15 protein-coding genes are annotated in these 11,558 nt (G+C 68.4%); 10 read left to right on the plus strand and 5 right to left on the minus strand.

Annotation, left to right across the window (positions count from 1 at the left end):
* On the minus strand, positions 1 to 891 hold an 891-nt coding region (locus tag WU80_RS22240), incomplete at its 3' end, for an alpha-hydroxy acid oxidase (protein ID WP_055405846.1).
* An 18-nt stretch (positions 892 to 909) separates the two neighbouring features.
* Here WU80_RS22240 and WU80_RS22245 point away from each other — a divergent pair.
* A complete protein-coding gene (locus WU80_RS22245) occupies positions 910 to 1,347 on the plus strand; it encodes a DUF1810 domain-containing protein (RefSeq protein ID WP_055405254.1) in 438 nt (145 codons plus the stop codon).
* Here the strand turns inward: WU80_RS22245 and WU80_RS22250 are convergent.
* The 3 genes from WU80_RS22250 to WU80_RS22260 are packed head-to-tail and all read right to left on the minus strand — an operon-like array spanning position 1,333 to position 3,765.
* A complete protein-coding gene (locus WU80_RS22250; protein ID WP_055405253.1) occupies positions 1,333 to 2,613 on the minus strand; it encodes an alpha-amylase family protein in 1,281 nt (426 codons plus the stop codon). The two genes, WU80_RS22245 and WU80_RS22250, sit on opposite strands and share 15 nt — an antisense overlap.
* Positions 2,613 to 3,149: an alkyl hydroperoxide reductase gene (locus tag WU80_RS22255; RefSeq protein ID WP_055405252.1), complete on the minus strand. Its 537-nt coding sequence runs from the start codon at positions 3,147 to 3,149 to the stop codon at positions 2,613 to 2,615. The genes WU80_RS22250 and WU80_RS22255 overlap by 1 nt, the downstream gene beginning before the upstream one ends.
* 28 nt (positions 3,150 to 3,177) lie before the next feature.
* Positions 3,178 to 3,765 (minus strand): peroxiredoxin, encoded by a 588-nt coding sequence (locus tag WU80_RS22260; RefSeq protein WP_055405251.1) that lies wholly within the window; start codon positions 3,763 to 3,765, stop codon positions 3,178 to 3,180.
* A gap of 100 nt (positions 3,766 to 3,865) precedes the next feature.
* Between WU80_RS22260 and WU80_RS22265 the strand changes: the two genes are divergently transcribed.
* The 4 genes from WU80_RS22265 to WU80_RS22280 are packed head-to-tail and all read left to right on the plus strand — an operon-like array spanning position 3,866 to position 6,756.
* Positions 3,866 to 4,801, plus strand: a complete 936-nt coding sequence (locus WU80_RS22265; protein ID WP_055405250.1) for a hydrogen peroxide-inducible genes activator — start codon at positions 3,866 to 3,868, stop codon at positions 4,799 to 4,801.
* A 36-nt stretch (positions 4,802 to 4,837) separates the two neighbouring features.
* Positions 4,838 to 5,548, plus strand: a complete 711-nt coding sequence (locus tag WU80_RS22270) for an EthD domain-containing protein (RefSeq protein WP_055405249.1) — start codon at positions 4,838 to 4,840, stop codon at positions 5,546 to 5,548.
* A complete protein-coding gene (locus tag WU80_RS22275) occupies positions 5,545 to 5,988 on the plus strand; it encodes a TIGR03618 family F420-dependent PPOX class oxidoreductase (protein WP_055405248.1) in 444 nt (147 codons plus the stop codon). The genes WU80_RS22270 and WU80_RS22275 overlap by 4 nt, the downstream gene beginning before the upstream one ends.
* A gap of 18 nt (positions 5,989 to 6,006) precedes the next feature.
* Positions 6,007 to 6,756, plus strand: a complete 750-nt coding sequence (locus WU80_RS22280) for an enoyl-CoA hydratase/isomerase family protein (protein WP_055405247.1) — start codon at positions 6,007 to 6,009, stop codon at positions 6,754 to 6,756.
* 6 nt (positions 6,757 to 6,762) lie between these two features.
* Here WU80_RS22280 and WU80_RS22285 read toward each other — a convergent pair whose 3' ends face one another.
* On the minus strand, positions 6,763 to 6,948 hold the full coding sequence (locus tag WU80_RS22285) for a bacterioferritin-associated ferredoxin (protein ID WP_055405246.1): 186 nt from the start codon (positions 6,946 to 6,948) through the stop codon (positions 6,763 to 6,765).
* 359 nt (positions 6,949 to 7,307) lie between these two features.
* On the opposite strand from WU80_RS22285, the gene bfr reads away from it, so the two are divergent.
* The 5 genes from bfr to WU80_RS26480 form a co-directional block, all read left to right on the plus strand.
* Positions 7,308 to 7,787, plus strand: coding sequence for a bacterioferritin (gene bfr / locus WU80_RS22290; protein ID WP_055405255.1), 480 nt, complete (start codon positions 7,308 to 7,310; stop codon positions 7,785 to 7,787).
* A gap of 84 nt (positions 7,788 to 7,871) precedes the next feature.
* Positions 7,872 to 9,944, plus strand: a complete 2,073-nt coding sequence (locus WU80_RS22295) for an MDR family MFS transporter (RefSeq protein ID WP_055405245.1) — start codon at positions 7,872 to 7,874, stop codon at positions 9,942 to 9,944.
* A 30-nt stretch (positions 9,945 to 9,974) separates the two neighbouring features.
* Complete coding sequence (locus WU80_RS22300; protein ID WP_055405244.1) at positions 9,975 to 10,469, plus strand: carboxymuconolactone decarboxylase family protein; 495 nt, start codon at positions 9,975 to 9,977, stop codon at positions 10,467 to 10,469.
* A gap of 55 nt (positions 10,470 to 10,524) precedes the next feature.
* Positions 10,525 to 11,406, plus strand: a complete 882-nt coding sequence (locus WU80_RS22305) for a TIGR03854 family LLM class F420-dependent oxidoreductase (RefSeq protein WP_055405243.1) — start codon at positions 10,525 to 10,527, stop codon at positions 11,404 to 11,406.
* Between the two features lie 33 nt (positions 11,407 to 11,439).
* Positions 11,440 to 11,558: hypothetical protein (locus WU80_RS26480; protein WP_231633890.1), on the plus strand; the 119-nt coding region annotated here is incomplete at its 3' end.

The raw sequence follows: 11,558 nt of genomic DNA on the forward strand, positions 1-11,558 counted from the left end.
GTCAAGGGCATCCAGACGCTCGAGGACGACCGCGCGGGCGTCCTCGAGCGTCTGGATGCCCTTGACCACCAATTTGCCCGGCCACTGGGCCTTGATCCAGTCCAGGTCGTCGAAGGTGAGGCTCGGGTCGAACATGGTGGAGAGGTACTCGGAGACGGTGCCGGGCCAGCGGTCCAGCGACGCGAACGCCAACGGCTCGGTGGTCAACAGGTCGAACCACCACTTCGGGTGCGGCACGGCATCCAGCACGGTGCGCAGCGTCAGCGTCGGCGGGATCGTCATCCCGTTGCGGTTGTCCCGCAGCCGGGCCCCGGACACCGGGACGTCGACGGTCGCCAGCAGGGTGTCGAAACCCGCGTCGGCCGCGCGGCGCACCAGCGCCATCGAGCGTTCCCGGTCGCGCCACATGTAGAGCTGAAACCACTTCCTGCCCTGGGGAACAGCGGTGACGAGGTCCTCGATCGAGCAGGTGCCGAGCGTGGACAGCGAGAACGGAATGCCGGCCCGGGCCGCCGCCCCCGCGCCGGCGATCTCGCCCTCGGTGTGCATCAACCGGGTGAAGCCGGTGGGCGCGATCGCGAACGGCAGGACGACCGGTTGACCCAGCACGTTCCAGCCGGCGGTGACGTTGGTGACGTCACGCAGGATCGTCGGGTGAAACTCGATGTCGCGGAAGGCTTGTCGAGCGCGCGAAAGCGAGATCTCGTCCTCGGCGGCACCGTCGGTGTAGTCGAACGCCGCCTTGGGGGTGCGCCGTTTGGCGATCCGCCGCAGGTCTTCGATGGTGTACGCGGCGTCGAGGCGGCGCCTGGTGGCGTCGAACTGCGGTCGCTTGAACTGGATCAGCGGCGCCAGATCGCGCACCCTGGGCACTCGTCGTCGGACCGGCATATGTGCAACCGTAGTCACATGGACGCGCGCAGCGACCCCTTCGACCTGGAGCGCTTCGTCGACGCGCAGGCCCCGGTGTACCGCACCGTGGTGGACGAGCTGCGCGCCGGCCGAAAACGCAGCCACTGGATGTGGTTCGTCTTCCCGCAATTGCGCGGCCTGGGCGGCAGCCCGACCGCGGTGCACTACGGCATCTCTTCGCTGGACGAGGCGCGGGCCTACCTGGCCCACGAGCTGCTCGGGCCGCGATTGCGCGAGTGCGCGCGACTGGTCAACCAGGTGCGGGGCCGCTCGGCCGGCGAGATCTTCGGCTCGCCGGACGACCTGAAGCTGCGTTCGTCGATGACGCTGTTCGCCTTGGCGACCGACGAGAACGGGGAGTTCGTCGCGCTGCTCGAGAAGTATTACGGCGGGCAGCAGGATGAGCTGACGCTGAAGCGGCTAGGCCGGGCCTAGAATCCGCCAGCCGTGCGGCTCGACCACCACCGCGTCGACGACCTCCTGCGGTGGGGCCGCCGATCCGCCGATGACCCGCCGGTGTCCCGCGCCCAGCTCCGTCAGCGCCACGCGCATCGGCTCCTCGCCGATGTTGAGCGCGACCAGCAGCGCGTCGTCGCCGTTGCGCGTCTCGTACACGTAGTGCCGGTTTTGCAGCCGCAGCGCGCTCGTCGTCGCCCGGTGCAGCCACGGGTGGCGACGACGTAGCCCGACCAGGAATTGGTGCAGGGCCCACATTTCCGCCCCGAAGTCATCCAATTGCAATGGGGGAGAAGCGAACTCGGGCCGCACCGCGTCGTCGCCGCCGTAGCGCTCCTCCTTGACCCCGCGGAATCCCAGCTCGTCGCCCGCGTACACGCTGGGCACGCCACCGACGGTCAGCAGGATCACCAGCGCGTGCGCCACGTGCTCGGGGCGTTCGAGCCGGCTGGCGATGCGGGTGACGTCGTGGTTGCCGATGAAGGTCAGGGGCGCGAAGCCGGCGAGAAACTCGGCGTGCCGCTGCAACGCCCAGTCCAGCTCGAAGAAGTTGCCGTCGTTGAGGCCGCTCCAGATCGCCTTCCACAGCTCGTACTGGGTGGCCGAGTCGAACGTGGCGGCGCGCACCACCGCGGCGTAGTCGCCGTGAATGAGCTCGCCGACGAACCAGGAGTCTCCGAACCGCTCGCGCACCCGCGGCAGCGTGGCCGCCCAAAACCGTTCGGGCACCGTGTAAGCCGCGTCTAGGCGCCAGCCGTCGGCGCCGCGGCCCAGCCAGTGCGCCATCACGTCCACGGTGTAGTCGGCGACCTCGGGGTTGTCGTGGTTGAGCGTGATCAGCTCGGAGTGGCCCTCGAACGTTCCGCCGCTGAACCACCCCGGTGCCCCGTCGCGGTAGCGGGGGAAGTCCACGCCGACGTGGTTGAACACGCCGTCGAGCAGGATGCGCAGCCCGCGGCGGTGAGCCTCGGCGACGAGGTGGTCGAAATCGGCGTCGTCACCGAGCCGGGGATCGATGCGGTAGTGGTCGGTGGTGTCGTAACCGTGTGTGCGCGAGGCGAATATCGGCCCCAGTGCAATGCCCGAAGCGCCCAGCGCGATCGCGTGGTCGAACCAGTCGACGAGCCGCCGCAGCCGGTGTTCGCCCGGCTGCGGCGGCCCGTCCGACGCGGGAAACGCGCCGACGAACCCCAGCGGATATACCTGCCACCAGATCGCGTGTTCTACCCAGGCTGGAGCCGTCACTAGCCGACGGCAGCCAGCGTCTGGGAGGCGACGATCGCTTGCGCCACGCCGGCGACGATGGCCGCGGCCTTCAGCGCCTCCTGGATGGTCTCCCGAGTGACGCCCGCCTCGCGCAGCGTGTGCTCGTGGGCTGCCACGCAATCCGGGCAGCCGTTGATCGAGGACACCGCGAAGCACCACAGCTCGAAGTTCGCCTTGTCCACACCGGGATTGGCGATGATGTTCATCCGCAGGCCCGCCCGCAGGTCGTCGTACTTCCCGTCGAGGAAGCCACGGCCGCGGTAGAACACGTTGTTCATCGCCATGATCGAGGCGGCGCCCAGGGCGGCGTTGTACGCCTCGGCCGACAAGACATCGGCCGCCTCGGCACCGATCTGGGTGATCACCTCGGTGTTGCGGGTCGCCGCGGCGCTGGCCAGCAGGGTGCCCCACAGCTGTTCCTCGTTCAGCTCCGTAGTGCGCGTGATGGAGCCCAGGTTGAGCTTGAGGTCCTTGGCGTACTCGGGCAGCGCTTCCTTGAGGTTTTCTACGCTCATCTCGCCTCCCTGATCAAACCCTAGGTGATTAGGCCGAAGCCTTGAGCAGCTCGGTGGCGTCGAGCGTCGGGTCGCCCTTGCGCCAGTTGCAGGCGCACAGCTCGTCGGACTGCAGCGCGTCGAGGACCCGCAGCACTTCTTCCACGTTGCGGCCCACGGAACCCGCGGTGACCGAAACGAATTGGATCTCGTTGTTGGGATCCACCAGGAAGGTCGCGCGGTCGGCGACGCCGTCGGCGTTGAGAACGCCGGTGGCCAGGCTCAGCTCCCGCTTGATGTCAGACAGCATCGGGAACGGCAGCTTCTTCAGGTCCTCGTGCTGGGCCCGCCAGTTGAAGTGGACGAACTCGCTGTCGATCGAGACGCCGAGCACCTGCGCGTCGCGGTCGGCGAACTCGTCGTTGAGCTTGCCGAAGGCGGCAATCTCGGTCGGGCACACGAAGGTGAAGTCCTTGGGCCAGAAGAACACAACGCGCCACTTGCCTTCGTGGTCCTCGTTGGTGATGGTGGTGAAGTAGTCCTCGGGCTGCTTCGCGTCGATCTTGGACAGGTCGCCCGCGATCAGCGCAGTGAGCTCGTAGGCGGGGAATTGGTCGCCAATGGTTAGCAGAGGCATGTCGCTCCTTTTTGGATTTACTCAAGATTAGCCGTCCCTGCCATGGTGCCCGCTTCCCTTACCTAAAGTAAAGGTGATATTTCCCACTACACTTATAGGCATGCCCGATAGGAATTATCAGCCGACGATCGCCGGCCTGCGCGCGTTTGTCGCGATCGCCGAGAAGCGTCAATTCAGCGGCGCCGCAGCCAGTCTCGGCGTCAGCCAGTCCACGTTGTCCCAGGCGCTGGCGGCGCTGGAAACCGGGCTCGGCACCCAGCTCATCGAGCGCTCGACCCGGCGTGTCCTGTTGACCGCGGAGGGTACGGAGCTGCTTCCGCGCGCCCAGGCCGTCGTCGACGCGGCCGACGCGTTCAGCGCCGCGGCCGCCGGCTCGGCCGATCCGCTGCGCGCCGGGATGCGGCTGGGACTGATCCCCACGGTGGCGCCCTACGTGCTGCCGACCGTGCTGGCCGGCCTCGCCGAACGCTTCCCGGCGATGACGTTGCGGGTGACGGAAGACCAGACCGAGCGGCTGCTGACGATACTGCGCGAGGGCGCGCTCGACGCGGCGCTCATCGCGCTGCCGGCCGACGCCCGCGGTGTCACCGCGATCCCGATCTACGACGAGGACTTCGTGCTGGCGTTGCCGCCCGGGCATCCGCTGTCGGGACAACGACGGGTCCCGGCGACGGCACTGGCCGACCTGCCGCTGCTGCTGCTGGACGAGGGGCACTGCCTGCGCGACCAGGCGCTCGACGTGTGCCACAAGGCGGGCGTGCGCGCGGAGCTGGCCAATACCCGGGCGGCCTCGCTGGCCACCGCGGTGCAGTGCGTGACCGGCGGCCTGGGCGTGACGCTGATCCCGCAGAGCGCGGTGCCGGTCGAGGCGACGCGAAGCCGCCTCGGGCTGGCGCAGTTCGCCGCGCCCCGCCCCGGGCGGCGCATCGGCCTGGTGTACCGCTCGTCGAGCGGCCGCGACGAGTCCTACCGGCAGCTGGCCGGGATCATCGGCACCGTGATCCGCAGCCAACATCAGGTGCGCCTGGTCAAATAGGGCGGCGGGGCGCGGGGCGGGCAGTAGGTTCTGCCTATGGAGAAGGTCATCGCCGTGCTGATGCGTGCCGATTCGGACGAGAAGTGGTGCGCCCGCCAGCGCGGCCCCGTCGCCAGCGCCCTGTTGGAGCTGGGCCTGCCGGGGCTGTCGGTCAACGTGCGCGACGACGCGGTGCGCCACTCACTGATGACGCTGACGACGCTGGACCCGCCCGTCGGGGCGGTGGTGAGCATGTGGACGCAGCAGTGCTACGGCGAGCAGATGACGGCGGCCCTGGCCCTGCTGGGCGCCGAATGCGAACAACTCGCCGCTTACCTGGTAACCGAATCCGTGCCGCTGAAAGCGCCCACGTCCGAATTAGGTTCTCGCACAACCGGTTTGGCTAACATTGCGCTGCTGCGCCGGCCGGCCGGGCTGGACCAGGCGAGCTGGCTGACCCGGTGGCAGCGCTATCACACCTCGGTGGCCATCGAGACGCAGTCCACCTTCGGCTACACCCAGAACTGGGTGGTGCGGACCCTCACCCCGGACGCACCGGGAATCGCGGGCATCGTCGAGGAGTTGTTCCCCACGGAGGCGATCACCGATCTCAAGGCGTTCTTCGGTGCCGCCGACGACAACGATCTGCACGACCGGTTGGGCCGAATGGTCGCGAGTACCACGGCGTTCGGCGCCAACGAGAACATCGACACCGTCCCCACCAGCCGCTACGTCTTCAAGACACCGTTCATCGAGGAAGCCACATGACAACTCTGCGCGACGCTGTGGCGTTGGCCGCGGCGGAACACGGCCTGGCGGTCGTTTCCACCGTCCGCGCCGACGGAACGGTGCAGGCCTCGCTGGTCAACGTCGGCCTGTTGCCGCACCCGGATACCGGGCAGGAGGTGCTGGGCTTCACCACCTACGGCAAGGTCAAATTGGCGAACCTGCGGGCGCGGCCGCAGCTGGCGATCACCTTTCGCAACGGCTGGCAGTGGGCGACGGTCGAGGGCCGCGCGGAGCTGGTCGGTCCGGACGACGCGCAGCCCTGGTTGCCCGCTCAGGACCAGTTGCGGCTGTTGCTGCGCGACGTCTTCACCGCCGCCGGGGGCACGCACGACGACTGGGAGGAGTACGACCGGGTGATGGCGCGGGAGCGCCGCGCCGTCGTGCTGATCGCGCCCACCCGCGTCTACAGCAACGGCTGACCTGGTTAGGCTGCAGCGGTGACGCTGCAGATCGATGACGACAAGCGGGTGCGCACCCTCACGCTCAACCGGCCCGAGGCGTTGAACGCATTCGACGAAGCCCTCTACGACGCCACCACGGAAGCGCTGCTGGCCGCCGCCGAGGATCCCGAGGTCGCCGTGGTGCTGCTGACCGGCGCGGGTCGCGGCTTCAGCGCCGGAACCGATCTCGCCGAGATGCAGGCCCGCATCACCGATACGGCTTTCACCCCGGGCAAGCATGGCTTCATCGGGCTGATCAGCGCGCTCAGCGCGTTCCCCAAACCACTGATCTGCGCGGTCAATGGGGTCGGCGTGGGCATCGGCGCCACCATCCTGGGCTACGCCGATCTGGCGTTCATGTCGTCGACGGCCCGGCTGAAGTGCCCGTTCACCAGCCTGGGGGTGGCGCCGGAAGCGGCGTCGTCCTACCTGCTTCCGCAGCTGGTGGGCCGGCAGAACGCCGCCTGGCTGTTGATGTCCTCGGAATGGGTCGACGCCGACGAGGCGCTCCGCATGGGCCTGGTCTGGCGGGTCTGCGAGCCGGATGACCTGTTGCCCGAGGCCCGCCGGCACGCCGAAGTCCTTGCCAGCCGGCCCATTTCGAGCCTGATGGCGGTCAAGCACACGATGATGGAACCCGTTCGTCCGGAGATCGCGGCGGCCACCGCGCGGGAAAACGCTCACTTCGCCGAGTTGATGGGCGCCCAGGCGAACGCCGCCGCCCTGGCGGATTTCAACAAACGCTGAGGCCGGCTACCGCGACGGGGCGGCCTCGAGGTTCGCCGACGCGGCGATGATCGCCCGCAGCGTCCGCCTGCACCGTCCGCAGTCGCCCCCGGCCCCGCACGCGGCCATGACCTCTTTCGAGGTGGAGGCGCCGCGCGCGACCACCTCGGACACCGTGTGGTTCGTCACGCCGACACAGAGGCACACGTACATCAGCGCATCCCCTGCATGCGGGCGACATTCCCTTCGTCGACGGCGTGGCCACGCGACCGCACTTCGTCCTCCCTCTCGGCGTCCCGCGTCAGCGGGGAATCCCGAAACAAGTGCCGAACCGACAGCCTTATTAGTTGAGTCTAACCTAACTTCGTTAGCGCAGTCTAACCTTACCCGCCAGCAACCTGGGCCACGGAGTTTCCGCGAGACACACACTGAGCACAGCCATACCTTGCTGGAAGATTGCCACCGGCCGTGGCAAAGTGCGGTTACGGCCCGGCATGGTGCGCTCAGCCCAGCGCGCCCGGCCCGGCGCCTAGAACGGCCACCGTTTACACCGTCACCGTAGGGGAGTGAAGATGCAAGGCGATCCGGATGTTTTGCGCCTGCTGAACGAGCAGCTGACCGGCGAGCTCACCGCGATCAACCAATATTTCCTGCACTCGAAGATGCAGGACAACTGGGGGTTCACCGAGCTCGCCGAGCACACCCGGGCCGAATCCTTCGATGAGATGCGGCACGCCGAGGCCATCACCGACCGCATCCTGCTGCTGGACGGGTTGCCCAACTACCAGCGCCTCTTTTCGTTGCGCATCGGCCAGACGCTGCGCGAGCAGTTCGAGGCCGACCTGGCGATCGAGTACGAGGTGATGGACCGGCTCAAGCCCGGCATCATCATGTGCCGCGAGAAGCAGGACACCACCAGCGCCAATTTGCTGGAAGAGATCGTGGCCGACGAGGAAAAGCACATCGACTACCTCGAGACGCAGCTGGAGCTGATGGACAAGCTGGGCGTGGAGCTCTACTCCGCGCAGTGCGTGTCCCGGCCGCCGAGCTGACCCGCCCCACGCCTTTCGCCGGTTTTGGTTGCCACGGGTTGACCGTGGGCACTCACTACCATCGAAAGCCGTGGGAAGGCGGGCATGACGAGGGCAACACCAGCGGCGGCTGAAACCGGCGGCACGTCGGATTCCGAGCCCGGGGACGTCGCGGTCGACCCGCAGCGACGCAATTTCATCTTTGTCGCGGTCCTGCTCGGCATGCTGATGGCCGCGCTGGACCAGACGATCGTGGCGACCGCGTTGCCGACCATCGTCGCCAATCTCGGTGGCGCAGGCCATCAATCGTGGGTGGTCACCAGCTACCTGCTCGCCTCGACCATCATCACCGCCCTCGTCGGCAAGTTCGGTGACCTGTTCGGCCGCAAGCGGGTGTTCCAGGCGGCCGTCGTGTTCTTCGTCGCCGGATCGGTGCTGTGTGGGCTCTCCAGCTCGATGGGCATGCTGGTGGCGGCACGGGCGCTGCAGGGCATCGGCGGCGGCGGCTTGATGGTGACCGCCATGGCGCTGATCGGCGAGGTGATCCCGCTGCGGGACCGCGGCCGCTACCAGGGCGCGATGGGCGCGGTGTTCGGCGTCACCACCGTGATCGGCCCCTTGCTCGGCGGCTACTTCACCGACCACTTCACCTGGCGCTGGGCGTTCTGGATCAACGTGCCGATTTCGGTCGTGGTCTTCTTCGTGGCGGCCGCCGCCATCCCGGCGCTGTCCGAGCGCACCAAACCGGTCATCGACTACACCGGGATCCTGTTCGTCGGCCTGGGCGCCGCCGGGCTGACGCTGGCCACCAGCTGGGGCGGCACCACCTACCCGTGGGGATCGCCCACGATCATCGGCCTGTTCGCCGGCTCGGTGATCGCGTTGTGCATCTTCGCCTGGGTGGAAAGCCGCGCCGCCGCGCCGATCCTGCCGACCCGGCTGTTCGGCAGCCCGGTGTTCACGGTGTGCTGCGTGCTGTCCTTCGTGGTGGGTTTCGCGATGCTGGGCGCCCTGACGTTCCTGCCGACGTACATGCAGTTCGTCGACGGCGTCTCGGCCACCACATCGGGCCTGCGCACGTTGCCGATGGTGATCGGGATGCTGATCACTTCGATGGGCAGTGGTGTCATCGTCGGCCGCACTGGCCGATACAAAGTCTTTCCCGTCGCCGGCACCGCCGTCATGGCGGTGGCGTTCTTTCTGATGTCGCGGATGGACCCGTCCACATCGACGTTGGTCCAATCGCTGTTCCTGATCATCCTCGGCGCGGGGATCGGGATGTGCATGCAGACCCTCGTCCTGATCGTGCAGAACACCGTGAGCTTCGACGACCTCGGCGTCGCGACCTCCGGCGTCACCTTCTTCCGCACGATCGGCAGCTCGTTCGGCGCCGCCATTTTCGGCTCGCTGTTCACGAACTTCCTGCACAGCCGGATCGGCCCGGCACTGGTGGCCAGCCGCGCGCCGGCCGCGGCCGCCGCGTCGCCGGAGGCCCTGCACCGGCTGCCCCGCCAGGCGGCCGCCCCGATCGTCGCGGCCTACGCCGAGTCGCTCACCCACGTGTTTTTCTGGGCGGTTCCGGTCGCGCTGGCCGGCTTCGTCCTGGCACTGTTCCTGCGGGAGATCCCGCTGCGCGAAATGCACGACAGCACAATCGATCTCGGCGACGCGTTCGGCATGCCGAACACCGAGACACCGGATCAGATGCTGGAGGGCGCGGTCGAACGCATGCTGCGCGGGGTGCCCGGCATGCGATTGCGCAGCATCGCCATGCGGCCCGACTGCCGACTCGACGTGGCCGGATTGTGGGGCGTCCTGCGCATCAACCGCTACGGACAGATGTACGGCACGGCCCGGCTCACCGACATCGCCGACTACCTGCGGATACCGTTCGAGGTCTTGGAGCCCACCTTCGCGCGCCTGATCGCGACCGGATACGCCAGGGGCGACGGCGACCAGATGTGGCTGACGCCGGCCGGCGCCCAGCAAGTGGACTACGTGCACTCGCTGCTGGTGGGCTGGCTGGTCGACAAGCTCGCCCGGTCACCGGGATTCGACGGACGACCGGATCGTCGCGTGGTCGAAGCGGCGCTGAATCGCGTCGCGGGGCGCGTTCTCGCGCAACGGGACTGGAGCGACGACCGGCCCACCACCAAGATCGCGGTGCCCACCCCCTGAAACGGGCGGTGCGGGGCGTACCATCACGCCATGAGCCGAATCGGAACATTTGCTGACGACGACCTGGCCGGCTGGTTCGCGAAGTCTCCCGACATCGGCGGCGCCCTGGGCGGCTTCAGTAACGCGGTCTACACGAAGAACCGGTTGCCGCTGCGCACCCGCGAGCTGGCGCGCGCGGTGATCGCCCACCGCAACGAATGTGTGGTCTGCGTCAACACCCGCGACGAAGACGGCCCCGCCGCCGGCGTCGACGAGGAGTTGTATGACCACGCGCTTGAGTGGCGCACCTGGCCCGGCTACAGCGAACAGGAGCGGCTGGCCGCCGAGTTCGCGGACCGATTCGCCACCGACCACACCGCCCTGCGCGACGACGAGGATTTCTGGAGCCGTTGCTCGGCACACTTTTCCGACGAGCTGCTGGCCGATCTGGCGCTATCCTGCGCGCTGTGGGTGGGCATGGGTCGCGTCTTGCGCACGCTCGACATCGGGCAGGCCTGCAAACTGACGATTCCCAGCCGGGCGTAGCCGCGGCTCGCCGTCTTCCGGGCACAAACCGCGGCGCCGCCGCGTTGCGCTACGCGTGAAGATCCGTTTCGGCGTCGGACTGGGCGCGGACACCGCACCAGATCAGTTGGCGCCCATCGTCGATCGTCTCGAGGCCGGCGGCGTGGATTCGCTGTGGTTCTCCGAGCTGGTGTACTCCCCGGCGGTCGACCCGGTGGTCGGCATGGCCTACGCCCTCGCCAGGACGACCCGCCTCAAGGTCGGCACCTCGGTGGCCGTGCTGCCCGGGCGGCATCCGGTGCTGGTGGCCAAGCAGCTGGCGTCGCTGGCGGCCGTCGCACCCAAGCGGGTGCTGCCCGTCTTCGGTCTGCGGTCGGCGATCCCGGCCGAGCGGGAGGTTTTCGTGGTGCCCGACGGGGAGCGCGCCGCGGTGTTCGACGAGGCGTTGCGGGTGCTGCGCGCGACGTTGGTCGAGGATCGGGCGAGCTATTCGGGTCGGTATTTCTCCGTCACCGGGGCGTCGGTGCTGCCCAGGCCCACGCCCCCGCTGGACATCTGGGTGGGCGGCTCGTCGCCGGCGGCGTACCGGCGCATCGGGGCCTTGGCTGACGGCTGGCTGGGCAGTTTCCTCACCCCGGCCGAGGCGCGGGCGGCCCGCGAGGCGATCCAGCGCGCCGCGGCGCAGGCGGGCCGCGAGATCGAACCCGATCACTTCGGCATCTCGTTGGCCGTCACCGACGGCGAGCTGCCCGCCGGACTGGCCGCGGCCGCTCGGCAGCGGCGCCCGGACGTCGACCCCGCCGAGCTCATCGCCGCCGGTTGGGACCAGCTGCACCGACAACTCGACGCCTACATCGACGCGGGATTGACTAAATTCGTGATCCGGCCGGCGGGGGCCGCGCCGCTGGACGGCTTCCTCGATCGGTTCGTCACCGAGCTGACCGCCCGCCAGAACTGAATTCGGCGGCCTCGAGGCTGCACAATGACTGCCATGACCGGCACACCGCTTGCCGCCGCGGCGATCGCCCAGCTGGAGGCCGAGGGCGTCGACACCGTGATCGGCACGGTGGTGAACCCCGCGGGGCTCATCCTGGCCCTGTCTCTTATACA

It is taken from the genome of Mycobacterium sp. UM_11 (assembly GCF_001414075.1).
Classification (GTDB): Bacteria; Actinomycetota; Actinomycetes; order Mycobacteriales; family Mycobacteriaceae; genus Mycobacterium.

Bases quoted from the DNA above. Each gene is read 5' to 3' on its own strand.
- WU80_RS22245 (WP_055405254.1), top strand. From the start codon at position 910: ATGGACGCGCGCAGCGACCCCTTCGACCTGGAGCGCTTCGTCGACGCG.
- WU80_RS22255 (WP_055405252.1), bottom strand. From the start codon at position 3,149: ATGAGCGTAGAAAACCTCAAGGAAGCGCTGCCCGAGTACGCCAAGGAC.
- WU80_RS22260 (WP_055405251.1), bottom strand. From the start codon at position 3,765: ATGCCTCTGCTAACCATTGGCGACCAATTCCCCGCCTACGAGCTCACT.
- WU80_RS22265 (WP_055405250.1), top strand. From the start codon at position 3,866: ATGCCCGATAGGAATTATCAGCCGACGATCGCCGGCCTGCGCGCGTTT.
- WU80_RS22270 (WP_055405249.1), top strand. From the start codon at position 4,838: ATGGAGAAGGTCATCGCCGTGCTGATGCGTGCCGATTCGGACGAGAAG.
- WU80_RS22275 (WP_055405248.1), top strand. From the start codon at position 5,545: ATGACAACTCTGCGCGACGCTGTGGCGTTGGCCGCGGCGGAACACGGC.
- WU80_RS22285 (WP_055405246.1), bottom strand. From the start codon at position 6,948: ATGTACGTGTGCCTCTGTGTCGGCGTGACGAACCACACGGTGTCCGAG.
- bfr (WP_055405255.1), top strand. From the start codon at position 7,308: ATGCAAGGCGATCCGGATGTTTTGCGCCTGCTGAACGAGCAGCTGACC.
- WU80_RS22295 (WP_055405245.1), top strand. From the start codon at position 7,872: ATGACGAGGGCAACACCAGCGGCGGCTGAAACCGGCGGCACGTCGGAT.
- WU80_RS22300 (WP_055405244.1), top strand. From the start codon at position 9,975: ATGAGCCGAATCGGAACATTTGCTGACGACGACCTGGCCGGCTGGTTC.